This window comes from Paenibacillus sp. J31P190, from assembly GCF_059692075.1.
Genome location: NZ_JCAUAS010000017.1, coordinates 53,713 through 79,379, shown reverse-complemented (window position 1 = coordinate 79,379; position 25,667 = coordinate 53,713). Strand labels below are relative to the sequence as shown.

The window sequence follows — 25,667 nt, the reverse complement described above, 5'->3', positions numbered from 1 at the left end:
ATGGAAATTATTCGTAAAAAGGGAGCCGATTCACGTTAGGGGAAGGGAATAACATCTGAATAAAGAAATAAACAATAGCAGGTATTCTAAATTGGAGGCTGAACATGGGGAAAACGTTATTTCATCGGCTGCTGCTTTCGTATGTACCTATCTTTTTTATCGTGGTCACGTTTACGTTTTTCGTATTTTTTCAGCTGCTCAGCGAGCAAAGCCGGAAGGAGGCGCTGAACGCCAACAAAATGTTGTCACTACAGGCGATGCGTCTGATTGACACTTCCCTCAAAGCGATTGACAATATGGTGATGACCGAATCGATTAATAATAAGCAATTGATTGATTTCTTTAATAATGATGCAAAAGACAACGTTTACATAAACATAAGCGCGGTTAAAAAAATGCAGGAAATGATCTCTTCCTATCCCATTATCGATTCGATCTATTTGGTGCGTTTTGAGGACAATTTCGTTCTCAGCAATGCGACAAGCGATCAACTCAGCAATTATAAGGATGAACCGTTCATTAAACGAGCCATGATTCCGCAGCTGTCCAAACACTGGTCGGGCGTTAGAGACTTTGAACAGTTTACGGTGAAAGGCAGTAAGCCTGTTGTCAGTCTTGTTCGGGGGGCGCCGTTCATAACGAGCGAGAAAGGAATGATCGTTGTCAACGTGGCGACCGATTCTTTGCAAAAAAATATCGCCGACTTGTACGATTCGAAAGCAAGCTTTATCGGGGTCCAGGACGCTTCAGGCAATGATTTGTTTAAAGATTCGAACTCTAAGGAACAAGCGAGGGTCTTCTCTAATTATGTATCGAGCTATACGGGATGGTCCTATCAAAGTGGACTTGTCAACGGCAAGGTGTTTCATATCGTCTCCTCGCTGTATAACGTGTGGTTTATTATCGGGATCGCCATGATTGTGTTTGGATTCATATGGCTAGTTTATGTGACCAGACGCAATTCGAAACCGCTTGAGCAGATTGTTGCGCGTATTCGAGGGTACCGTCTTCCGCTGTCAGGCAGTGTGTCCAAGGAGGGCGGGGATGAGTTCTCGTTCATCGAGTCTGCACTCGTTAATATTATTGAGCAATCTAATCAGTATCAGCAAAAGCACAAAGAGGACATGCATCTTAGAACGAGGTACTTGTTCCATCAACTCATTGAAGGCGGTACGGGCTTAACGATCGACGAATGGATAGAAGAAACGAGCAGTCTGCAGCTTCCGCGCCCTTCCGACGGACAAGTTGTGCTTGTGATCGAAATGGATAAATACAACGACTTTTGCCGCCAATACTCACGCATAGACCAGAATCTGCTGAAATTCGCGCTTCGCAGCGTCATTCAGGAGCTTGCCCCCAAGCATGGACTCGAGCTGTGGGCAGAGTGGACTTCCGCGTCTCAGCTCAGCGTTATGGTCTTCCTTGAGGGCGAAGAGGAGGCCAGCGAGCATTCTGTGATTCTCGAGCTATTTGAGAGCGTCCGACTGTGGACACAGGATAACCTTAAGTTTACGGTAACGATCGGTATCGGCGAGCAGGTTGTACAACTTTCCGATGTTGCAAATTCATACAAAGGGGCGCTTACGGCACTGAAACACAAAATTGTGCTAGGGGAAAACCGTCTCATTACAAGCAAGCACATCGCAAATCACGGCCAAGCCGAAGTGTTCTCGCATCTGAACGCGATTCGCTCCATTGTCCAGTCGTTCAGACTGCTCGACGAAGACTGGAAGACGAAGTTCGACGAGCTGTTTGGCGAAATGAAACAGGGGCTGCTGACGAAGGACGAGATTACGAATCTGATGAATTATTTCATCTACTATTTGGGTCGGGAAATGGCGGGAATGACAAAAGAGTTTCAGGACATATGGGCACGAGACGGTTTGCCGAAACTAAGCGAAACCGTTGATCTTTGCCATTCTCTCGAACAAATGCGGGAAGAGACTTTGGCTGTGTTGAATAGTCTGGGCACCGTGTTGCAGGAAGCGCTAGAGCAGCGTCTGCATGCAGCTACGATTCGCGATATGCGGAAATTCATCGAAGAACAATACGCCAATCCGAATATGTCGCTCGATTATCTCAGTTCAAACTTCAACATCAATGCCAAATATGTAAGTAAGCTGTTTAAGGAAGAGACCGGACAGAAGTTCGTTGACTTCCTGATCGATATCCGTATGCAGGTTGCGCAGCGTCTCCTTACGGAATCACAAGCTTCCATGCAAGAGGTAGCCGAGCAGGTCGGTTATACAAGTGCGATTTCATTCAGCCGCGCGTTTAAGAAAGTGGTTGGCAGCTCCCCTAGCGAATTCCGCGAGGAAGCGGCACGTAGGCAACTGGGTGAAATTGGTTAAGCGGTAGAAAACTGTTTGCAGAGCTTGCTCACCATCAGTTTAATATTGGTTATCAAGCAGCAGCTCCGGCTAATAACCGGAGCTGCGCGTATTTTCAGGTTATGCGAAAAAGGTTAGGGCCACGATTCTTGTTTCTTGCAGCATCCTGCTATCGCACTCTAGTATTAAGTTATGAAAGCGTCATCAGATCAGACGAAAGGAGAAGGAGCTAATGTCAATCATCCAAAAGGAGTTAAGGACGTCCATACCTCCAAACCAAAGCAAACAGCATAAAACGGCAATGCCCGGGAGCAAGTCATCTTTAAACATCGTTGGGAAAAAAATGAAGCGTCACTGGCAGTTATATTTGGTTATATTGCTGCCGCTTCTTTATTTGGTTATTTTTAAGTACATTCCTATGGCTGGTGTTGTCATTGCTTTCAAAGACTACAACGTCATCAAAGGTATTTGGGGAAGCCCCTGGGTCGGTTTGAAATATTTTGAACAATTTTTCGAATCGCCGAATTTTTGGATGTATATGAAGAACACGCTCGGCATCAGTATGTACGGCTTGCTTGTCGGCTTTCCGGCCCCGATCCTACTGGCGCTAGCTTTGAATGAAATACGCAACGGATTTTTCAAAAAGAGCGTGCAGATGGTCACTTACGCGCCTTACTTTATTTCAACAGTTATCATGGTGTCCATTCTCATCGTAACCCTATCGCCAAACGTTGGAATCATCAGCAAGTTTCTGCAATTGCTCGGCGTGGAAAACACAAACTTTATGGGAATTCCCAGCTTGTTCAAATCGATCTATGTCTGGTCAGATGTTTGGCAGTATACGGGCTACGGTGCCATCATTTATATAGCGGCTCTGTCAGGCGTTAACCCTGAACTGTATGAATCGGCTAAAGTGGATGGCGCGTCGAGGCCTCAAAAGATCATTAATATCGATATCCCAAGTCTGATCCCAGTTTCCGTCATACTGCTGATTTTGAATTTAGGTAACATAATGAAGCTTGGCTTCGAAAAGATATATTTGATGCAAAATCCACTCAACGTCAGCACGTCGGAAGTCATTTCGACCTATGTGTACAAGGTGGGTCTGCTTAGCTCCAGCTTCAGCTTCTCAGCAGCAATCGGCTTCTTTAACTCAGTCGTCAACCTGATTCTTCTCGTAGGTGTCAACTACATAGCTAAGAAGCTGTCCAATTCGAGCTTGTGGTAACGACGGATGAAGTCGCAAGAACCCGCTGCTGTGCACAATTCAGGAGCGTCAGTCCGCAGTAAGGAGGATCATTTATGTTAAAAACGACAGCGATTCGGGAATCGCAGGGCGATCGGTTGTTTCTGCTCGGTATCTACATGCTATTAACTGTGGTGCTGATTGTCGTCCTTTTCCCGCTCATATTCATCATTAGCTCATCGTTTAGCTCGCCGCAAGCTGTCGTATCCGGTAAGGTGTGGCTGTTTCCGGTCGAGTTTACGCTGGAGGGCTATAAAGCGGTGTTCCGCAATCCACAAATCGTATCCGGTTACTTGAATTCGCTCTTTTATGCAGTCGCCGGTACGGCCGTCAACGTTGCATTGACCGTCATGCTTGCTTATCCGCTGGCCAGAAAAACGTTCTACGGCCGCAATTTTATTATGATACTCCTAGTCATCACGATGATGTTCGACGGAGGGCTCATCCCGTTCTATCTAGTCGTGAAAAACCTGCATTTGCTCGATACACGCTGGGCGATGATTTTACCAGGAGCGATGGCGGTGTTTCAAGTTATTGTCGCCCGTACCTTTTTTCAAACAACGATTCCCAATGAGATCGCCGAAGCAGCTGAACTTGACGGCTGCAGCGACATCCGGTTCATTACCAGTATCGTGATTCCGCTCTCCAAACCGATTCTGGCTGTGTTAACGCTGATGTATGCAGTCGGCCATTGGAACGCTTACTTCGATGCCTTGATTTTCCTGAAATCGCCGAATTTGTTTCCTCTGCAGATCGTGCTGCGCAACATTCTGATTTTGAACACAATTGATGCGACCATGGTGTCCAAAGTGGATCAAATGTTGGCTCAGCAGGGGCTGAAGGACTTGCTCAAGTATTCTCTTATCGTTGTTGCGAGTGCACCCGTGTTGATCATCTACCCGTTCGTGCAGAAGCATTTTGTTAAGGGCGTCATGATCGGTTCATTGAAAGGGTAAGGCTATGGCGGCCAAACAGCTCAATTAACTTGAAAGGTGGTGGTACGTTAGTCTTGCAGCTTAGATTACTTCCTTTGGGTTCAAATGACAGGGTTCGATAAAATGGGAGGAGTCATCTATATGAAAAAATGGCATAAAGCTTACACGGGTACGATGGGGGTAGCATTAAGCTTTTCGCTCGTTTTGAGCGCTTGCAGCACAGAATCAGGTACGCCTGCGGCAAACACACCTTCAACCAGCGCGCCTGTCGCGACCGATGTGTTTTCACCTGTTGGACAATACCCGATCGTAAAGAAGCCGATGACGATTAAAATGTTTGCACCTCAGCTCGCCAGCATCGAGAATATGGAGACCAATACATTTACGAAATACGTTCAGGACAAGACGAACATTCAAATTAAATGGGACCTCGTACCTGACAAAGCGCTTAACGACCGCAAACAGCTGATGCTGGCAAGCGGCGATTATCCGGAAGTGATTTTACATGGGTCCTTGACCAAAGACGAGCAGATGAAGTACGGCAAGCAGGGCGTGTTTATTCCGCTGAACGATTTGATTGATAAATACGCGCCGAACTTCAAGAAAGCGATGGCCGATCTGCCTTATCTGAAGAGCTCCATCACGGCACCGGATGGCAACATTTATGCGCTTCCGCAAATAAACGAATGCTATCACTGCAACTACGCCCAGAAGCTGTGGATTAACCAGTCTTGGCTCGATAAGCTCGGGCTGAAAATGCCGACAACGACGGATGAGTTTTACCAAGTGCTGAAAGCATTTAAGGAAAAAGATCCGAACGGCAACGGTAAAAAAGACGAGATTCCGCTTACGGGTTCCGACGACATGTGGGCAGGAAACATCGCCTCCTTTTTGATGAACTCGTTCATTATCGACGACCAGGTGGACAAAGACAGCGGCACTTTCCTCCAGTTGAAGGACGGCAAAGTGGATTTGTCCGCCAATAAGGCAGAATGGAAGCAGGGATTGTTGTACCTGAACAAGTTATATAAGGAAGGACTGATCGATCCAGCGTCTTTTACGCAAAACTCCGACGCGATTCAGCAGTTGGGCAACCGTCAGGACGCCAATGTGATGGGAGGCATTACAACGGCTTTGATCAGTTACGCGCACTCGCCGGACGAAAAGCACCCACGCCATAGAGAGTACGTAACCGTTCCTCCACTCAAAGGACCGAACGGTGTGCAGCAAGCAGGGTATTATGCGGGAGTGGGCAACTCGCAGATGGCGATTACGAATAAAGCGACGAAAGAACAGCAAATTGCCGCAATCCGTTTGGCCGACTATTTGTACACGGAAGAAGCAATCGTGCTTGAAGAGCGCGGTCCAGAAGGCCAAGGATGGCGCAAAGCGAAGGACGGCGAGCTGGATATGAACGGCAAACCGGCGAAATATGCGATTATTACGAAAGCTGATACCAAACCGACACACAACGATGGTTGGGAACAGATCGGTCCGTCTCTTCGAACGTTCCAATACCGCGATTCGTGGGCAGCCCTTCAAGATCCGTTTGCTGAAGGGGCATACGAAGTTCGACTTAAGCGTGAATCGGCGAAATATGAACCTTTCCAATCGAAGATGATGTATCCATCCAGTGTGTTCATTGCTCTGGAAGATGCGGAAGTGGCAGCCCAACTGAAAACGACAATCCGCGATTACATTAAATCCAACATGGCGCAGTTCATTACGGGCAGCAAGGACATTGAGAAAGATTGGGATAGCTATGTAAAAGGTTTTGACGGCTTGCAGCTAGGCAAGTATATCGAAATCTATCAAAAGGCAATTGCCAAAAAGTAATATAAGAGCTTTCTTATGTTCCGCCTTCGGATCTGATCTGATGGCGGAACTATGCGATTTCTGACTGCTATAACTAAGGCGATGATCATACAAATTAATGGAAGCGAGTGTGGCTCATTTATGGATACTGACGTTTTAGCGAAACCGACCTTGCAGCAGATGGCCTGGCAGGATTTGGAGCTGGGCATGTTTTGTCATTTTGGCATGAACACGTTTTGCGATCAGGAATGGGGAGAGGGAACAGACTCACCGCTTAAGTTCAATCCAACGCAGCTGGACGCGCGCCAGTGGGTGAGGACAGCAAAGCTGGCCGGGTTTAAATATTTTGTTTTGACTGCCAAGCACCATGACGGGTTCTGCTTATGGCCAACGAAGACGACCGATTATTCGGTCAAGTCGAGCCCATGGAAAGAGGGACAAGGGGACGTTGTTCGCGAAGTGTCCGATGCCTGCCGGGAGGAAGGCTTGCAGTTCGGTTTGTACTTGTCGCCTTGGGACCGTCATGAGCCGTGCTATTCGGACAAAGCGGCATACGACGATTTCTATGCGGAACAATTGACTGAGCTGTTGACACAATACGGTCCGCTTGTCGAGGTATGGTTTGATGGGGCAGGCTCTCAGGGCCGGGAGTACGACTGGCAGAGAATTATCGGACTTGTCACACAGTACCAACCGGATGCGATGGTGTTCAACATGGGGCAGCCGACGATTCGTTGGGTTGGAAACGAAGACGGCGTTGCCCCATACCCATGCTGGAATACGGCGGAGAGCGCGCGAGAGAGTATGTTCACGAGCGACATGCTTACTTGGATGGAAGGAACTACCTCATGGGTGCCTGCGGAGTGCGATGTGCCGATCCGCAAACGCCATTGGTTTTGGCATCCTAAAGACGAGAGCAGCCTGCACAGCTTGGAACACTTGATGGATCTTTACTACCGCTCTGTGGGGCATGGCGCGACACTGCTGTTAAACGTTGCCCCTGATGACCGCGGTTTACTGCCGGAAGTGGACGTGCAGCGTGTTATCGAACTGGGCGATGAAATCCGTCGCCGGTTTGATACTCCGCTTGGCGTCACAACAGGAGGAGGCACAGAAGTTACGCTTCATTTGGAGGCCGAGGAATCCGTCGATCATGTTATTTTGATGGAAGACATCGCTCACGGCGAACGTGTACGGGAATATGTGCTTGAAGCGAAGTGTAAGGGCGAGTGGGTGGAGCTTGTAAAAGGAAGCGCCATCGGACACAAAAAAATCGACAAATTTAGAGCGGTAAAGACAAGCGAACTGAGAGTCCGGTTTACCGAGTGCGCAGCGATACCGATTGTACGCAAATTTGCCGCTTACTCGGTAAGCTGATTCGAAGTTCGAACGTTAATCGATGAATACTTGGAGGTATGAAGATGAAAATCGGGCTTAGTTCTTATAGTTTATTGCCGGCCTTGAAGTCGGGAATAATGACCATTCTGGATGTTGTTCAGTGGGTGAAAGACAACGGCGGCGAGCATCTGGAACTTGTTCCGTATGGCTATACGCTTGTGGATAATCTGGAGCTGGCGGACGCGCTCAGAGATAAGGCGAGATCGGTCGATATCGATTTATCGAATTATTCCATTCCCGCTAACTTCGTGCAGGAGACGGAGGAAGAGTTCGAAGCGGAGATGGACCGCGTCAAGCAGCACGTTGATCTTGTGCATCGATTGGGCATGAGGCATATGCGCCATGATGTTACTGCCTTTACACTGCCTCCGGAGAAAATGACAATCGAATACTTTGAAAATAGCTTACCGCTCATCGTTCGTGGAAGCCGAATTATTGCCGATTATGCGGCAAACTACGGCATAACGACAACGATTGAAAATCACGGTTTCTCTGTGCAGGCGAGCGACCGGGTGCAGCGTGTGCTAGCCGAAGTGAACCGCCCCAATTTTAAAACGACTTTGGATGTAGGTAATTTTATGTGTGTGGACGAAGCCCCGCTTGTCGGCGTACGCAAAAATCTGCCTTACGCTTCCTTAATCCATTTTAAAGACTTTTACTTCAGACCGTACTATCAAGACCCGGGGGAAGGCAATTGGTTCCGGACTACAAATGGAAATTATTTAAGGGGCGCAATCGTCGGCCATGGGGACATCGAGATCAGAGAAATCATAAAGCTGATCAAAAATACGGGCTATGACGGCTATGTAACCGTAGAATTCGAAGGGATGGAAGACTGCGAAATCGGTTCACGGATAGGCATGAATAACTTAAGAAAATTGTGGAATGAAATTTAAGTGAAAGACTTCTGATCAAGCATTTCAACTAGGAGAAGGCAGCCGTCCAGTATGGATTGGCGGCCTTTTTCTTGAAATGCTGACAAAGCATACACACCACCAATGCCGACCGTCGATACTTCTAAAACGGGGGTAAATGAAGTGTCTCTTCAAATAAGTGAATGGGTTCGTGGATATATCCATTTGTCGACAAAATAAGCGCAGTACTCATCTATAATGTGACAAACATTTTATCCAATGCAAGCTTATAATGTATATATAACAGAATAAGAAGTCCTGCTACTCATTTACTGACACTTGAGAGGATGGTCAATATGGACAAGCAGTTCATAAAGAGGTTACACACGCTCAATCGTCGCGACGAATTGAGATCAATACTACTAATTGAAGGTGTTAAACTCGCTCTCAAACGAAAAAAGAAATTGAGTTTATTAAGTAGGGTTTTGAATAATAAAAAGAAACCGATTATCGCTAAAGGATGGAACTGAAGTTAGGTGGTGTGAAATCATGAAAGTACTTGTTACAGGTGCTGCCGGCAATGGTGGTCAAGCTGTCTGTAGAGCATTAATTCAAGCAGGTTTTTCGGTTAGGATGGCAGACGTTATGCCTCCAAGTGCTGACGATTTGAGAGAAATTGAATTCGTTAGGTGTGACACGAGATCCCCTGGTGATGTACGTACAGCTGTAAATGGAATGGATGCTGTTGTTCATTTAGCAGCATGGCATTGTGCGCATAATCCACCAGTAAGCGATGAAACGATTTTTGCTGTAAATGTGGATGGAACATTCCATGTTCTGGAAGCCAGCAGGCAAGCGGGGATTCAATCTATTGTATATGCTTCTTCAATGGCATATGGTTGGTGGTCAGTCTATGGCGTTAGTAAAGTTATTGGGGAAGATCTGTGTAAGACTTATCATGAAATGACCGGTGCATCGATAGCCATGCTTCGTTACCATGAGTTCATACCTCGCCCTTATTTAGAGTTCGGGGAACGTTTGCTTCGTAATGGTGTGGATAGAAGGGATGTTGCTGAAGCTACAGTTGCTTCTGTCAAGGCAGTTTTGGAGAAGAGAGTGGGGCTCTTTCGTACAATTGTTCATACGAATCATGGCATGCCGATAGAAGTAATCCAAGACTTTAGAAAATATGGTCCAGAGTGGTGTGAAACACAGGTTCCTGGCGCCATTCATTTGCTTAATAAATACGAGATCGAATTGCCTGAGCAAGTGGAACAACATGACCTTTCTGAAGCTGAAAAGGCAATTGGTTGGAAACCTCGTTATGGCTTCCTTGAGTTTTTAAAAGACTTAAAAGCGCGCGATGAAAAAGGGATCGATGTAACACACTTGAAGGTGCCTTCTGAAATCCCGGCAATGTAATATAGACAGATGGAGTTTCAATCAAAAAAACGGAGTCGCGCAGGGTTTGCGGGCTCCGTTTTCTAATTAACTGTGGATAATCACGATTGTGAATCTCCTGTACCAGAAGTGCAAAAAGTGTACAGATGCACAAATTAGTATAGTCATTTATGTTAAAAACTTCAGTTCTTTCTATAGATTGTTAAGTATATGGGGGATTGAGGCATAGACTACTATGAGATTAGGAACCGGTCGTCCAGTGTTGGATTCTATTTTAAAGGAGAAATGAAGAACATGCCGATCTTGGATATGCCGTTAGAGCAGTTAAAGCAATATGCAGGGCGCAATCCGAAGCCCGTAGATTTTGATGAGTACTGGAGTAGCGCGCTCGACGAAATGAAATCGGTCAACGCGAATGTTGAGCTGGTTGAAAGTAATTTCCAGGTACCGTTTGCGGACTGTTTCGATTTATATTTTACAGGTGTACGGGGGGCGAGAATTCATGCGAAATATGTCCGTCCGAAACATATCGCAGAGCCGCATAAGGCAATCATTCAGTTTCATGGTTATTCAGGAAATGCGGCGGATTGGCACGATAAACTAATTTATGCTTCACTTGGGTTTTCCGTAATTGCGATGGACTGTCGTGGACAAGGCGGATCATCGGAGGATACAGGCGGAATAAAAGGGACAACGCAAAGCGGTCACATCATTCGTGGGTTAAGTGATACGCCCAATAATTTGTTGTTTAGACATATTTTTTTGGATGCGGCACAGCTGGCGGGAATCGTGATGGACATGTCCGAAGTCGATGAAGATCGAGTTGGGGTCACTGGTATTTCTCAAGGTGGAGGAATTACATTAGCCTGTGCAGCGCTAGAACCGCGAATTAAGAAGCTTGCGCCTGTCTATCCTTTTTTAAGTGACTACAAGCGGGTATGGGAAATGGATCAAGCTAAGGACGCTTATCAGGAGCTTAGAACTTTTTTTCGTTATTTTGATCCTCAACATATGCAGGAGGGAGAGATCTTTACTAGGCTGGGTTATATTGATATTCAGCATTTAGCAGCACGAATCAAAGGAGAAGTGTTGATGGGTGTTGGCTTAATGGACAGCATTTGTCCACCCTCGACTCAGTTTGCCGCTTATAACAAGATATCTGCCCATAAGAGACTCGAAATTTACCCTGACTTTGGTCATGAGGGCCTGCCTGGACTCAATGATAAAATACTCAAGTTTATGTTGGAGCTTTAACGTGTTAGTCCATTTTTCAAGAAAGAAGGGAACCAACTTTGGCCTATGTATTATCCCAAATTAACCAAATGGGCATTCCGCCGCTTTTGCAGGGGATTGAGAGTTATGAACAATGGACAGAGAAGCTGTCTGACATTCGCCGGACCTGGCTTGATTACATTGGCGAACTGCCTGCAAGGGTGCCTGTCCGAGTGCAAGTCAATTCCCAGACCAAGCACTCAAGTCATATCCGGCTTCATGTAGAATATGATACCGTTTATGGGGATAGAATTACCGCTTACATCCTTATTCCAGATGAAAATGTATTCAATCGTCCAAGAAAAACAGGTTACCCTGCTGTTATTGCACTCCATTCGACAAATGAGCAAGGGAAAGACTTTATTGCTCTTTCTACTGGCGGGATTAATCGTATGTATGCCGTTGAACTGGTTGAGCGCGGTTATGTGGTGCTGGTCCCTGATGCACTGACTGCGGGTGAACGGATTTATCCGGGCAGAGCGGCATTTGAAAGTGAGCCTTTTTATGAACAGTATCCTGAGTGGTCGACAGTAGCCAAGAATATAACAGATCACATACAGGGCATTGATGTTTTATGTTCATTGGATTATGTTAACCCGCTTGCCATCGGGGCGATCGGACATTCGTTTGGCGCTTATAACGCTTATTTTCTGGCTGGCATGGATGATCGAATTAAGGCAGTTGTTTCAAGCTGCGGGTTCAGTCCCTTTGCGGGCGATCCGCATCCCGAACATTGGGGCTACCGGTCCTATCCATACACGCATATCCCGAAAGTTTCGGCGGATTTACAGCAGGACAGGATCCCGTTTGAATTTCATGAAATTGTAGCCTTATGCGCCCCAATGCCTTTTCTCAGCTACGCGGGACAGGACGATCATATTTTTCCTCATTGGAAATCGGTTGGGGAAGGGATGTTAGAACTCTCGAGGCTTTACCGTTGGTTAGGTAAGGAAGACCGCTTTCAGTCCTACATGGGAACTGGCGGACATGATTTTCCGGAGGAGATACGGCTGCTGGCCTACCGGTTCCTGGATCAATGGTTGAAGAAGGAAGACGAATAATAGATGTAACCATCAAAAAGGCTTACGCTTGTATCTTTCATGCGTAAGCCTTTTTGGTGTTAATTTCCGTTATTTCGATATTCGGCTGGCGTAATCCCAGTATATTTTTTAAACACTTTATAGAAATAGGTACTGTTGTTATAGCCGGTCTTCTGCGAGATTTCCTCAATTGGAGCATGCGTGGAAACGAGAAGCTCCTTGGCTCGTTCGATACGGTATTCGTTCAAAAAGTCGGGAACCGACTGGTTGGCGAGTTTTTTGAAAATACGTCCCAGATAGGCGGGGGATAAGTCGAGGAGCTCCGCGATTTTAAATAAGGACAATTCCCGGTCGGAGTAGTTTTGATGAATGATTGTATCAATGGATGCGATCAGGTTATCATGTTTTGAGCTTTTCTTGTCTTTGAAGCCCAAGCATAGCTGATCGATCAACTCGCAGAAATGATCGTGTACGTCTTGAAGCGTCTCCAGCTTATGCATGTGATGGATAAAGGAACTGAAATCGTAATCCAGAGGTAGGCCAGAGTTCTTATCCATTTGGAGCGCTATTGTACTGAGTGAGAAGGCCAACTGATTAAATAACATGTTGTAAACGATATAGGAGGGAGGTTCGACGGCTTGTATGATTTCACCGAACCATTTCTTAGACTCTTCGGCTTTGCCAAGTTTAAGCGTCTCCAACATGTTGTTCTCAAGCACAACAGGATGGATGAACGGAGTGAGCGCTTGCGGACGATGCTGACGGCTATGCAAAATGCAGCGGTAACCGTCTGTGAATTTGTATTTCAACTGCTGCAGAGCCTCCGAGTATAAGTCGGACACTTCAACCAGGCTGTCGCCGGCTCTGCTGATGGAGGCGGACAGTGAGATACCTAGGAACTGCTCAGCGGAGTCTTGCACATTTTTTACCGTGTCCATCCATGTTTGTTCATTCTGGAAGCTGCCATTTAGTAGAACCGCAATGGTCTTCTCATCCATATCAATACATTCGCAGCTGCCGGCTTTAGCGAACAGTTCGGAAGCAATGTTCATCAAGCCGTATTTGAGCAGCACGCGGTCTTCAAAGTGATACTGCTTGGAAAACGAATCAAAACGGTCGATTACGAAAAGAACGATCACATAGTCACTGGTTGGATCCATCGCAATATCGAATTCTTCGAGCTTGGTTTCTATATCAAGCGGTTTCTTAAACCCGCTGTTATGAACAAGCTGGCGTAAGAAATTTTGCTTCAATTTATCGTGATTATTGCGTTTTTCTTTCATCAGTACATGTAATTTGGATGTGACCTTCTCTATCGGCTTATAAAGAGTTTTCGATAAGAAGAAGGAAATGCTGAGCCCGAGTAACAAAATGACGAAGCAGATCAGTAAAACGGTTTTCTTAATCGTTTCGACTTTCCCCATAATGGTGTTATAAGGAAGTACCCGGATGAAAAGCCAGTTGGTAACCTCATGTTTGGAGTATACGACTAACGATTTCACACCCTCCACATCATCGACAAAATAATCGGATGCCTGATTGGAGGAAGCAGCCAATGCTTTTTGCACATAGGGCTTATCCTTCAGATCCGCCAGGAAAGGCATCGAATCGGTGCTGGTCACCAGCGTTCCCTTGCTGTCGATGATGAATGTTGACCCATTTTTGTTCATATCAAGGCTTGTAATGGCTTCCTTCATCCAACGTTCGGGCACGTTAAGCATAATCATATTGTCGAGATCCTTGGATTGGCCTTGCAGATCATAGAAGACGAACGTATACACATTGGCCGTTCTGACTTCCTGAAACGGAGTTTGAACGGGTATTGCCCGGGGAATAGGCGCCAATCGTTTGTAATTGCTGAAATGCTCGATCAGCTTGCGCGCGTCCGAATCGTAGAAATCGTCGAAGCTCTGAATCGTGTTGACAGAGGACAAGGTGGCAGAATAAAACGTTTTGGAGCTTTTGCTGTAGATGTAGATGGAATGGATAAAATAGTTCATATTCAAATAAGCATTCAAGCGAATTAAAGCGGCGTTTGTCTCCACACTGCCTGGGGACGTATAGTGCAAGAGCTTATCGAAAAGCGGATCGGCGTAAATTTGCAACGCGTAGCTGGTCGAATTATCGATCATCGATTTGGCACTATAGCTCGTCTGGGACAAGCTGCTCTTTTCTGATGCAAAGATGTTTGATAAGGCGATCTTCTCGAAGCTCGCGTAGAGTGTAGAGGACAAGGTCACGATAGTGAGGATGATGCAAACGATGAGCGAAAGGAAGATGTTGGCGTATAGCTTATTGGATGTGCGAGCCTCTGTGAGTTTCATCGTATTGTCCGTGCTCCTTCGTTATTCGGGATCGTTGCATTCATTATTATAATGAATAATTTGTAAACAGGTAAGTGTACGTACAAAAAGTGTAAAGCTGAACAAATTCGTTTAGTTGCATTCACAAAAAAATGGAGACTTTTCGCTGGTTTGTGAAGTATACGGGGAACTTGATCGTAGTCTACTATGAAATTAGGAAACCGGTTGTCCTAAACAAAGCGAAGTGATGGAGGGCTCCATGGAGAGTAAGCATACTTTAGAGAAATACGTGTTCCAAATTATCGGCTATTTCTTCATAACGCTGTTCGCAATCATGTGCTTGATTCCATTCTTGATGATTGTAGTAGGCTCAGTGACGGAGGAGTCCTATATTATTAAAAACGGATACAGCCTCATTCCGAGTTTACTTTCATTAGACGCCTACGAATTTATTTTTAAAAATCCGAGGCAGATCGTTTCCGCTTACCAAATTACGATATTGGTCACGATCGTGGGTACGCTAATCGGACTGTTCATAACGGCGATGACGGCTTATGTTTTGCAGCGAAAAGATTTTAAGAACCGAAATGTATTTTCTTTCTATTTCTTCTTTACTACTTTATTTTCCGGTGGACTTGTGCCTTGGTACATTTTGATCGTCAAGTATTTAGGGTGGAAGGATTCGCTCCTGGCCTTGATTGTGCCTCCTTTATTAAACGTGTTTTATATCATTATTATGAGAAGCTTTATTAGCTCCACGATCCCTGATGCGATTAGCGAATCGGCCAAGATGGACGGTGCCGGCGATTTCCGCATCTTTCTTTCCATGATACTGCCGCTGACCAAGCCGGCTCTGGCTACGATGGGTCTGTTCATTTCCCTCAATTACTGGAATGATTGGTATCATGCCACCTTGTTCATCAACAAAGAGAATCTGTATCCGCTGCAATATTTTCTCTATAAAATCTTGAGCAGTATCGCCTTCGCCAACTCCTCGGTTGCTTCGCAGGGTTCAGTCGTCATGGATACGCCGAAGGAATCCTTCAAGCTCGCCATGACGGTAATCGCGACGGGGCCGATCGTTCTGCTTTATCCTTTTGTTCAAAAGTATTTTATTCAAGGTATCACGATAGGCTCCGTTAAAGGATGACTCCGGCTTCAGCCGTTGATCATAGATGAGTGAACAAGTACAGGGGAGGTTTTATCAATGAAACATGTAAAGACGCTGATGGCTGTCAGCTTGGCGGCAGTTATGCTTATGGCAGGCTGCTCGACAAACTCGGGCCAAGGAACGGGATCGCCCAAACCAACAGCAAGTGCGAGTAGCGGAACCGCAACCAACAAACCGGATATTTCCAAAGAAGTGAAGCTGAAAATGTACCTGATCGGGGATCAGCCCAAGGACATCGGGCTTGTCTACGATGAAGTCAATAAGATGCTGAAACGTGATATTAACGCAAGCGTAGAGCCTATTTTCCTGTCTTGGGGAGATTACCTGCAGAAGTATCCGCTGCTTTTCGCAACAGGTGAAGATTTCGATTTGGTTTTCTCAGCGAACTGGATCAAGTATGGCGAGCAAGCGATTAAAGGGGCTTTCCTTGAGCTTACGCCAGATATGTTAAATAAATATGCACCGCAGACGATGAAGGAAATGCCGAAAGAAGCCTGGGAGCAGGCGAAGGTGCAGAATAAAATATATATGGTACCTGCCTCAACCAAAGATTTCTCTATGGCGGTTGTCGGCGTCAGAGGGGATTTGCGAGCGAAGTACAACATCCCAGAACTGAAAACGATCAATGATTTCGAAAAATATTTGGAAGTAATATCCAAAAACGAACCGAACATGGTGCCTTTCGATGAAGGTATAAATGCTTATACGATGTATGACTTCATGGTCGGCACCGAATTTACACCAAAGCTCATTATTGGTAATTCTCTCGTTTCAGTTGACTTAAAAGATAAGTCCGGGAAGCTGATTGACATTGCACAAACCCCGCAATACTTGGAATTTGCGAAGAAAATGGCCGATTGGAACAAGAAAGGCTACTGGTCCCAGAACGCTCTGCTCAATAAAACGCCAGTCAAAGATTCGTTCCTTGCCGGCAAAAGTGCCTCGATGGCAGGAAACATTCAGGATATGAGTCTCGGTGTAACGGGAGCGAATCAGAAACATCCGGAATGGAAAGTCGAGCTATTTGATCTTTATAACGGCAAGGCGACCTATGTGAATTCGTATATCGGTAATGGGATGTCAATCAACGCCAATGCCAAAAACCCGGAGAGAGCTTTGATGCTGCTCGATTTATTCCGGAACAATGAGGATTATTTTAACCTTACGACTTACGGTATCAAGGGCAAGCATTACGAGTTGACGGCGGATAAAAAAATACAGGCGTTGGGCGGAACCGATTCCGGCTACAAGATTGATTCTGGTTCACCTTGGGGCTGGCGAACACAAGGGCTAATTAAGCCGCTTGCCGATCAACCGAAAGAGGTTGAAGCCATTAAAGCTGCTTGGACGAAAACAGCGATTACGAATCCGCTGCTTAACTTTGTGCTCGATACGACGAATGTGAAGAATGAATTGGCAGCGATCAAAAACGTCAAGGATCAATACCGCAATCCAATTACGCTTGGTGTCATTAATGATCCGGTGGAAGCCGTCAAGACGCTCAACACCAAAAATAAAGAAGCGGGTCTGGATAAAGTGATCGCCGAGGCACAGAAGCAGCTGGACGAATTTGTAAAGAATAATAAGTAACGAATTAAGAAAGGACGAGAGAGGCTGCGGTGATCATGCAACAGTCACTCTCTTTTTTTGGTTATCAGGAGGAGATTCGTATGCATACGAAAGGTTTATTAGGAGATTTGCGGAAAAATCGCACGCTGTATCTGATGATATTACCGGCTTTTTTATTTTTTCTTATTTTCTGTTATTTCCCGATGGCGGGAATGGTGGTTGCCTTTAAATCCTATTCTTACAAGGATGGTATCTTTGGCAGCCCATGGGTCGGTCTAGCTAATTTCGAGTTCTTCCTTCATTCTGGCAAAGCGTTCCTGGTTACGAAAAATACGATCGTTTATAACTTCCTGTTCATGATTGTGAACAACGTGCTGGAAATGAGTATCGCCATTGTTTTATTCGAGCTGGCAGGCAAATACGTCAAGAAATTTTTGCAGTCGGTTATCTTTCTGCCTTATTTCATTTCATGGGTCGTAGCCGGAGCGATTGTCTATAATTTTCTCAATTATGAGTTCGGTGCAGTGAATACGTTCTTGAAGTCGTTCGGCTTCATACCGGTAAACTTCTATAATAATCCGGATTTGTGGCCTTATATTTTGATCTTTTTTAGCGCATGGAAGTCGGTGGGATATGGTACTGTCATCTATCTTGCGAGTATCGCCGGGATTGATACGGAAATGTATGAAGCGGCCAAAATCGACGGAGCGAACATACTTCAACGGATCATCCATATTACCATCCCGTCCATCATTCCGACGATGATCATTCTGGTGCTGCTTAAAGTCAGCCAAATTGCGAGAGGCGACTTCGGCTTGTTCTACCAGCTGATCGGAAATAACGGACTGTTATACGATAAAACGGATATTATCGACACCTTTTCGTTTCGAGCGCTTCTCGATTTACAGGAATTCGGTATGGCGGCGGCAGTCGGCTTATACCAGTCCGTCCTTTGCTTCCTCATTATTCTGATCACGAATGAATCCGTAAAAAGAATGAAAAAAGAAAGCGCCTTATTCTAAGAGAAGGTTGCGATGAAAGGGGGGATGTTCGACATTTCGAAAGGAGTTAATTTGGATTGGCAGGACTGGATGCAAGGATATGCAAATTGAAAAAGGAGCTGATTATTGAAGATGGTGTTACGGAATTCAAATCGTCAACTCGCACTTATTATGGTATTTGTCATGCTGTTTAGTTGTTTCAACGCTTTGCCGTTTGTCCGTCTTCCCGTTGCGGAAGCGGCTGAGGGATGGCCGGCGTCTGTATTATCGGGGACTAATATGCCATTCGGACCGGTGGATTCTCTTGTTACGATGCAAAATCCGCCCGACTTTAGATGGCCTGCCGTTAGCGGGGCCGATAATTACGATTTGCAGATTAGCCGCAGTTCTACAGTAGCTGGTGTTGTATATGAACAAGAAACACTAACGTCGAATTTCTACAATTTTAATCATGTATTTGACGTCGGTACCTGGTATTGGCGCGTCCGATTTCACAAACCGGCCTCAGGCTGGTCGGAATGGAGCGACATTCGAAAGTTCCGGATTGAGGAGCAGAATGTTCCGTTTGTGGTTCCTTCCATCGATCAGTTATTGGGCAATATCAGCCCCACGCATCCGCGCATTTGGGCGAATGCATCGACACTTGCCGATTTTCGAAATCTGCGATTTACGGTCGGAAAAGATATGTTTCAAAGGATAAGTCAGTCGGTGAATGCCAATTTATGCACGCCGACTATCCAGGAACCGCATCGGTGCGACTTGATCGAACCGAGCTTTCCCTATCCGGCTACCTATAATCATAATGCGCCTGAATTTGTAGCCGCACAACGTGTCCTCCGTACGTATTCGGAAGCGGCTGTCAATAAGATGTTTAATGCCGCATTCATTTACTTTCTGACGGGTTCCCCAGAAATTGGACAGTATGCGAAAGCCCGGCTGCTCGACCTCTCCAGCTGGAATCCGGATGGAACAACGAGCTACTTCATTCATGATCAGGTACATAGGCTCATCGCGTTAGATTCCGCTATGGCTTACGACTGGTTGAACGACTTGCTTTCACCATCGGAGAAACAGACGGTACTGAATATGGTGAAAGCGCGCACCCAAACTCTGGTGAATGAAATCGTAGTCAAATACCCGATTCAGAGTAAACCGTATGACTCACACGGGTGGACGGCGTTCGGATTTGTCGGCATCATCGCTACGGCGCTGCTGAACGATACACCGGAAGCTGAATCATGGTTTCGGCAAGTCGTTCCCGCTTACATCAATATTTTGCCTCCGTGGGGCGGGGAGGATGGAGGTTGGTCGCAGGGGACCGGTTATTGGCAATGGTCGTCTACGCTTTCGAAACAGTTCATAGACGTCCTCTTGAGTGCAAGCGGTTTCAATCTCTATGACAAAGCCTATTCGCGTAACGAAGGTTTATATCCGCTCTATGCGTTCCCGAAAGGCAGCCCGAAAGGGATTTTTGGAGACGATAGCGAATACGCGCCAGGCTCTCCCAGTGTGACGGTATATAACCGTCTCGCGCAAATGTACAGCGACCCCCGAATGAAATGGGCGGCTGGAGCCATTGGAACGGGCTTGAACGGGGAATTGAGCAACTACTTTTATGGGGACGACAATCTGGAAGCGAGACCCCCGGTTGATTTACCGGACTCCAAGTGGTTTCAGGACATTGGTCTTGTGACGATGCACTCCAAATTATACGATCCCGACAGCGTGTCGCTCTATTTCAAATCGAGCCCATTCGGCACCTACAACCATAGCCTTGCGGATCAGAATGGTCTCATTGTCAACGCCTTCGGCGAATCGCTTGCTGTCGAGAGTGGTTTTTATGACTACTACGGCAGCGTTCACAATACAAACTATACGAAACAGACGTTTGCCGCTAACGCAATTACGGTTGACGGGAAGCAAGGGCAGCCGATCGATAATATCGATGCGGACGGCAAGATCATGAGTTTCGTTACGCATCCGGATTTTGATGCAACGAGCGGCGATGCCGCCGGCGCCTATGCGGGTAAGCTGAATAAGGCGAATCGGAGTATCGTTTATGTCAGACCCGATATGTTTGTCGTCATTGATCAGCTGCAGTCGGCTAATCCGCAGGGCTCGGAATTCGAATGGCGCCTCCATGCCGATAATCAAATGGATCTCGACGCCGATCAGGCAGGCGCGACGATTTGGAAGAATGAAGCCGGCATGAAAGTCCGTTTTCAGGCGCCTCAGGGGCTTAGAACGACGTTTGAGGATCAATATTTGGACGCGGCCGGAGTGGAAAGGAAACCGGATAAAGACTCGGTTTATGCAAACAAAAAGCAGCTGCATGCGGCTTTCATTACGCCGAAAACGAACGCGACCACTTTTGTTTCTACAATGGAAGCCTTTAAGCAGGGAACGCAGCCTCAGAACGTGGTCTCTGAGAATCACGGAACTTATACGAAACTTTCATTCGAAGATGGTTCAGTCGTCTACGTGCGAACGACCTCGGGCGGAGAAGTGGACGCAGGCGGCATTCGATTCAACGGAACCGCTGTGGCAGTGAAAGGAAGTACCGTGCTTCTCGTAGATGGCACGAAGCTTGTGAAAGACGGCGTCACCCTTATCCAGAGCAGTCAGCCTGCGACGGTTGTTTACGGCGGCGACCAACTATCCGTGTCGAGCCCGTCAGATACACAGGTAGATGTAAATGTGCCTGGAATCGCACGCTTGCGTGATGCAGACAGCGGCAGGGACATCCCGAGCGGCGGATTGGTCTCGGAAGCAATGGGATTGCGGGGCGTACAGTGGAGCACAGCGGGCAACTCGCTTACCCTTCATGTCGAGAAAGGACAGCATGCGTTTAAGCTCGGCAATGCGCTAATGCCGCATGCGATGGCTCCCGTAACCTTGCAGACCGATTTCGACGGGGTTCAAGGCTCGACGACGCTGCAGGTGTACAGCGATATGGAAGGGATTCCCGTCGCTTGGGGGAAACTAGGGAATGCAGCAGGCTTGTACCACGTCGTGGAAGCGCCTCCAGGTTTTATTTTTGAAAAGCACGGTCATCCGAAAGATCTTTACCTCGAAGCGAATGCGAACATTATCATCCGGGGGGACCTTGGCACCGTAAAACTGAGCAAGGTCGGAGGCAGCAATTTTGCGGATGCGGATTCATTGACGGACCCGGATGCGATGAGGAACCAACTATCCTTTGATTGGATTGAAGCGGAGTCCTATACGGATGCGGATCCCGGAATCAGCGTGTATGCGTCACGGCCGTTCTTGTCCGGTAAGAAGGGCTTGGGCACCTGGGATCAGCAGGGACAGAAGGTTGCGTGGAGCTTTAACGTACCGAAAGCGGGTACCTACGATCTGGTGATGAAGTATGTAGCCGGTTGGGGCATGAATCCTGGAGAACTCACGAGCAGAAGTGTTATGATCGGAGACAAAGCGACATCCTTTCAGGCCCCTAAGACCTACGATTATGGGACGGCGCCAGAGTATTGGAGAGGGCTTCGGGTCAAGCTGGGGCAGCAGCTGGCGCCAGGACCGATCGACATTACGATGTGGAACGATAAGGGGCCGATGAATTTGGACTGGATCGGCCTTATCGAGCGGAAAAGCGATGAGGAGCGTCCGACAACGCCGAGCGGAGTGCATCTTACTTCGCAGACGGATACGACGGTTACCATCGGTTGGAGTGCTTCGACGGACAATGCTGGAGTAAAGGAATACGCTGTGTATGCAAATAGTGTATTGAAAACCGTCGTTCCGAGCGATACTGTGACAGCGACGATCACGGGTCTAACGGTTGGAAATACATTTGCCATCACGATTGTGGCAGTGGATACGAGCAATAATCGGTCGCTAGTAAGTGATGCCTTGAATGTATTGACCCAAGACACTTCAGCCCCTACATGGGGGGAGGCGGCCTCACTGCGGCCGGAGCATCTGTTCCCGAATTCAGCAAGATTTGTGTGGGATCAGGCGACGGACAATTCGGGTACCGTAACGACGTACTCGATCTATCAGAAGGATGGCGTACAATCGTCCTTCGTGAAGGTGGGTACGGTGAGCGGAAGTGTATACGGCTATGATGTAACGGGTCTGCAGCCGGGAAGCGCGTATACGTTCAGGGTTCAGGCCACGGATGCGCTGGGCAACGAATCAGCGGATGGTCCGAGCAAGACGGTGACGCTGCCTGCGGCAGGCGGCAGCGGCGACTATTATGAATCATTTGACGACAGATCGACGGGGGAAATGAGTTCCGGCGGCAACTGGACGGTGACTACGAACAGCGGAACGTCGGTTTCGATCGTGCCTTCGCCGGCTTCGATTGGCAACTCGCTCCAGTTAATAGATAGTTACGCTACATCGGATAGTGACTATACGGAAAGCCCGATTGTTATAAGAAATAATGCGGCGATTAGCGGTAAGGTCACATTCGAAACCAAATTTATGTTTAATAAGGTGAGCAGTGACATCGGCAATTTCGAGCTCAAACTGCGCGGTTCCGGGACGGATGTCGTGCGGTTCAACGGCTTCTCGGACGGCACAATCGGCTACTGGAATGTGATCGGCGGCACCAATACGACCGTCAAAATTCCGGGTGCAACCGGCTTTACGCTTCCACGCGATCAGTGGATCACGCTCCGCTTCGATCTGGATACGGCTGCGAAGACGTATGACATTGCGATGCAGGCGGAAGCCTTCAAAAGCTACAACGGAACGGTGGCGGTTCCCGGCAAGCTGGATAAGAAAACCGGCATTTATCAGGTTAGCGGGATTCCGTTTTATAACAACAATACGACAGCAACGGCGATCGATTCCTTCCGCTTCAGTTCGTTCCGTAATACAAGCAAATTCTTGCTAGATTATGTGACGTTGTACAAGACAACTTTGGTTGATACAATGGCTCCAGCATGGGGCGGAGCAGCCTCGATTCAACCGGTTTATCTGTTCCCGAATGCGGCTAGGCTTACATGGGATCAGGCTGCCGACAACTCAGGCATGGTAGCATCGTATTCGATTTATCGAAAGGACGGAGCACAACCGTCCTTCGTGAAAGCGGCAACAGTGAGCGGCAGTACGTACGCGTATGACTTGACGGCTCTACAGCCAGGAGGCACCTATACGTTCCGGGTTCAAGCGGTCGATGCACAGGGTAACGAAACGGTCGACGGCCCGAGTAAGACGGTTACGCTCCCTACGGCAGGCAGCAGCGGAGCATACTATGATTCTTTTGACGATTGGACGACAGGAAACATATCGAATGGCAACAACTGGACGGTGAGTACGAACAGCGGAACGTCCGTTTCAGTCGTACCATCGCCGGATGGCGTGGGTAAAGCACTACAGTTGCTAGACAATTACGCTTTATCGGACAGCGATTATACGGAAAGTCCAGTTTCGTTGAGAGCAAATGCTGCCCTTGGCGGCAAGCTATCGTTCGAAACTAGATTCATGTTCAACAAGGTGAATAGCGATATCGCGAATTTCGATTTGAAGCTGCGCAATGCCGGAATCGATGTCGTGCGGTTCAATGGCTTCTCTGACGGCACATTCGGCTACTGGAAGATGATCGGCGGCACCAATACGACCGTCAAAATTCCGAAAGCCGCAGGCCTTGGGCTTCCGCGCGATCAGTGGATCACGCTTCGCTTTGATCTGGATATGGCTGCGAAGACGTATGACATTATCATGCAGGCAGATGTTTTTAAAAGTTACACTGGTACTGTGGATACTCCGGGCACCTTGGATAAAACGAACGGTACTTATCGTATCAACGGCATACCGTTCTATAACAACAATACGACGGCAGCGTCTATCGATGCCTTCCGCTTTAGTACACCACGTTTTACGAGCAAAATTCTGCTCGATTATGTCATGCTTTACAAGAATGCTGTGGCTCCGGCGGATGCCACCTTTACAGCCGACAAGACAGCGCCGACCAACACGGATGTCAATGTGACAATCCAGTACCCTGTAGATGCAGCGGTAAAAGAATTTAAGATCGGCCAAACCGGTTCATGGACTGCTTACACAGCACCTACTGTTCTTTCCGGCAATAATACGGTGTTTGCGAGAGGAACGTCTGCCGAAGGCAAAGTGTCTAACATTACAAGCTATACAGTAAGCAATATTGATCGTACAGCTCCGGTTACGAGCGCGAGCGTATCTCCTGCGCAACCGGACGGCCCGAACGGCACATATGTGAATCCGGTCATGGTCACCTTAGTCGGCAGCGACAGCTTATCAGGTGTGGCCAAAACCGAGCTCAGCCTGGACAACGGGACTTCCTGGCAGCTGTATACGGCGCCCGTAACGTTTGACAAAAAAGGCAACTACAGCCTGCTCTACAAGGCTACAGACCTAGCGGGAAATATCGAGCTTCCTCAGCAGTTTGGCTTTATGCTCGCAACGACCGCTGTCAAGGTGCAGCTCAAGGACAGCAACGGAAATCCGCTTAGCGGCGGAAATGTGACGTACTATGACGGTAGCTGGAAAGATTTCGGCATCACCGACGCTTCCGGATCGGTAAGCAAATCACTGCCGAACAAGTCTTATACCTTTGCGCTGACGTATGAAGGGACACGCAGCGAGAAGGTGCAAAATACCGGTACCGACTCCGTCGTCGGCTTCCAGACCGTCAACGTCAAGCTTCAGCTGAAGGACAGTCAAGGGAATCCGCTTGACGGAGGTGCAGCTTCTTATTATGCAGGCAGCTGGCGGACAATCGGCAGCACGAGCGGCGGCGTGGTCAGCAAAGAGCTGCTGCCCGGGTCCTACACATTTGCAATGACATATGAAGGCACTTACAAGGAGAAGGTGCAGGATACTTCGACGAACGCCGTCGTTGGCTTTCAGACGGTTAACGTCAAGGTGCAGCTGAAGGACAGTCAAGGGAATCCACTTAATGGAGGTGCGGACTCCTATTATGCAGGCAGTTGGCGCACGATCGGAAGCACGATTGGCGATGAGGTCAGCAAAGAGCTGCTGCCCGGCTCCTACACCTTTGCGATGACATACGAAGGCACATACAAGGAGAAGGTGCAAGATACGTCGACGAACGCCGTCATCAGCTTCCAGACGGTGAACGTCAAGGTGCAGCTGAAGGACAGTCAAGGGAATCCGCTTGACGGAGGTGCGGCCTCTTATTATGCAGGCAGTTGGCGGATGATCGGAAGCACGAGCGGCGGCGAGGTCAGCAAAGAGCTGCTGCCCGGCTCTTATACGTTTGGGATCTCCTACGGGGGGGCACACAAGGAAAGCGTGAACGATATCTCTTCCAATCCGACGGTTGTTTTTCAGCAGTAAGTAAGTCTATAACTGAACCATCTTCGA

At 47.5% G+C, this 25,667-nt stretch carries 14 protein-coding genes; 13 read left to right on the top strand and 1 reads right to left on the bottom strand.

Going from position 1 to position 25,667, the window contains the following annotated elements:
- Positions 1–104 precede the first annotated feature (104 nt).
- The 9 genes from AC58U0_RS25365 (at position 105) to AC58U0_RS25325 (ending at position 12,312) form a co-directional block, all read left to right on the top strand.
- Positions 105–2,351: a helix-turn-helix domain-containing protein gene (locus tag AC58U0_RS25365; protein ID WP_497381686.1), complete on the top strand. Its 2,247-nt coding sequence runs from the start codon at positions 105–107 to the stop codon at positions 2,349–2,351.
- A gap of 280 nt (positions 2,352–2,631) precedes the next feature.
- Positions 2,632–3,558: an ABC transporter permease gene (locus AC58U0_RS25360; protein WP_497381764.1), complete on the top strand. Its 927-nt coding sequence runs from the start codon at positions 2,632–2,634 to the stop codon at positions 3,556–3,558.
- Between the two features lie 74 nt (positions 3,559–3,632).
- Positions 3,633–4,532 carry a carbohydrate ABC transporter permease gene (locus AC58U0_RS25355; protein ID WP_497381685.1) on the top strand — a complete coding sequence of 300 codons (900 nt, stop codon included), beginning with the start codon at positions 3,633–3,635 and terminating at the stop codon, positions 4,530–4,532.
- A gap of 120 nt (positions 4,533–4,652) precedes the next feature.
- Positions 4,653–6,347 carry an ABC transporter substrate-binding protein gene (locus tag AC58U0_RS25350; protein WP_497381684.1) on the top strand — a complete coding sequence of 565 codons (1,695 nt, stop codon included), beginning with the start codon at positions 4,653–4,655 and terminating at the stop codon, positions 6,345–6,347.
- Positions 6,348–6,467: 120 nt separating this feature from the next.
- Positions 6,468–7,703 carry an alpha-L-fucosidase gene (locus AC58U0_RS25345; protein WP_497381683.1) on the top strand — a complete coding sequence of 412 codons (1,236 nt, stop codon included), beginning with the start codon at positions 6,468–6,470 and terminating at the stop codon, positions 7,701–7,703.
- A gap of 44 nt (positions 7,704–7,747) precedes the next feature.
- Complete coding sequence (locus AC58U0_RS25340; protein WP_497381682.1) at positions 7,748–8,620, top strand: sugar phosphate isomerase/epimerase family protein; 873 nt, start codon at positions 7,748–7,750, stop codon at positions 8,618–8,620.
- A gap of 507 nt (positions 8,621–9,127) precedes the next feature.
- A complete protein-coding gene (locus tag AC58U0_RS25335; protein WP_497381681.1) occupies positions 9,128–10,000 on the top strand; it encodes an NAD-dependent epimerase/dehydratase family protein in 873 nt (290 codons plus the stop codon).
- Positions 10,001–10,273: 273 nt separating this feature from the next.
- Positions 10,274–11,233, top strand: a complete 960-nt coding sequence (locus AC58U0_RS25330) for an alpha/beta fold hydrolase (protein ID WP_497381680.1) — start codon at positions 10,274–10,276, stop codon at positions 11,231–11,233.
- Positions 11,234–11,271: 38 nt separating this feature from the next.
- Positions 11,272–12,312 (top strand): alpha/beta hydrolase family protein, encoded by a 1,041-nt coding sequence (locus tag AC58U0_RS25325; RefSeq protein WP_497381679.1) that lies wholly within the window; start codon positions 11,272–11,274, stop codon positions 12,310–12,312.
- A 59-nt stretch (positions 12,313–12,371) separates the two neighbouring features.
- Here the strand turns inward: AC58U0_RS25325 and AC58U0_RS25320 are convergent, their stop codons facing one another.
- Positions 12,372–14,615 (bottom strand): AraC family transcriptional regulator, encoded by a 2,244-nt coding sequence (locus tag AC58U0_RS25320; protein WP_497381678.1) that lies wholly within the window; start codon positions 14,613–14,615, stop codon positions 12,372–12,374.
- A 238-nt stretch (positions 14,616–14,853) separates the two neighbouring features.
- On the opposite strand from AC58U0_RS25320, the gene AC58U0_RS25315 reads away from it, so the two are divergent.
- The 4 genes from AC58U0_RS25315 to AC58U0_RS25300 all read left to right on the top strand — a co-directional run bounded on the left by AC58U0_RS25315 (position 14,854) and on the right by AC58U0_RS25300 (position 25,640).
- On the top strand, positions 14,854–15,744 hold the full coding sequence (locus AC58U0_RS25315) for a carbohydrate ABC transporter permease (RefSeq protein ID WP_497381677.1): 891 nt from the start codon (positions 14,854–14,856) through the stop codon (positions 15,742–15,744).
- A gap of 57 nt (positions 15,745–15,801) precedes the next feature.
- Positions 15,802–17,355, top strand: coding sequence for an ABC transporter substrate-binding protein (locus AC58U0_RS25310; RefSeq protein ID WP_497381676.1), 1,554 nt, complete (start codon positions 15,802–15,804; stop codon positions 17,353–17,355).
- 80 nt (positions 17,356–17,435) lie between these two features.
- Entirely contained in the window at positions 17,436–18,356 is a 921-nt protein-coding gene (locus AC58U0_RS25305) for an ABC transporter permease (RefSeq protein WP_497381675.1), read from the top strand.
- Between the two features lie 111 nt (positions 18,357–18,467).
- Positions 18,468–25,640 carry a fibronectin type III domain-containing protein gene (locus AC58U0_RS25300; RefSeq protein ID WP_497381763.1) on the top strand — a complete coding sequence of 2,391 codons (7,173 nt, stop codon included), beginning with the start codon at positions 18,468–18,470 and terminating at the stop codon, positions 25,638–25,640.
- Positions 25,641–25,667: the final 27 nt, after the last annotated feature.

Excerpts from the sequence above, each read along its gene's own strand:
- AC58U0_RS25320 (WP_497381678.1), bottom strand. The coding sequence starts at position 14,615 with ATGAAACTCACAGAGGCTCGCACATCCAATAAGCTATACGCCAACATC.
- AC58U0_RS25350 (WP_497381684.1), top strand. The coding sequence starts at position 4,653 with ATGAAAAAATGGCATAAAGCTTACACGGGTACGATGGGGGTAGCATTA.
- AC58U0_RS25300 (WP_497381763.1), top strand. The coding sequence starts at position 18,468 with ATGGTGTTACGGAATTCAAATCGTCAACTCGCACTTATTATGGTATTT.
- AC58U0_RS25340 (WP_497381682.1), top strand. The coding sequence starts at position 7,748 with ATGAAAATCGGGCTTAGTTCTTATAGTTTATTGCCGGCCTTGAAGTCG.
- AC58U0_RS25315 (WP_497381677.1), top strand. The coding sequence starts at position 14,854 with ATGGAGAGTAAGCATACTTTAGAGAAATACGTGTTCCAAATTATCGGC.
- AC58U0_RS25365 (WP_497381686.1), top strand. The coding sequence starts at position 105 with ATGGGGAAAACGTTATTTCATCGGCTGCTGCTTTCGTATGTACCTATC.
- AC58U0_RS25330 (WP_497381680.1), top strand. The coding sequence starts at position 10,274 with ATGCCGATCTTGGATATGCCGTTAGAGCAGTTAAAGCAATATGCAGGG.
- AC58U0_RS25360 (WP_497381764.1), top strand. The coding sequence starts at position 2,632 with ATGCCCGGGAGCAAGTCATCTTTAAACATCGTTGGGAAAAAAATGAAG.
- AC58U0_RS25305 (WP_497381675.1), top strand. The coding sequence starts at position 17,436 with ATGCATACGAAAGGTTTATTAGGAGATTTGCGGAAAAATCGCACGCTG.
- AC58U0_RS25355 (WP_497381685.1), top strand. The coding sequence starts at position 3,633 with ATGTTAAAAACGACAGCGATTCGGGAATCGCAGGGCGATCGGTTGTTT.
- AC58U0_RS25335 (WP_497381681.1), top strand. The coding sequence starts at position 9,128 with ATGAAAGTACTTGTTACAGGTGCTGCCGGCAATGGTGGTCAAGCTGTC.
- AC58U0_RS25310 (WP_497381676.1), top strand. The coding sequence starts at position 15,802 with ATGAAACATGTAAAGACGCTGATGGCTGTCAGCTTGGCGGCAGTTATG.
- AC58U0_RS25345 (WP_497381683.1), top strand. The coding sequence starts at position 6,468 with ATGGATACTGACGTTTTAGCGAAACCGACCTTGCAGCAGATGGCCTGG.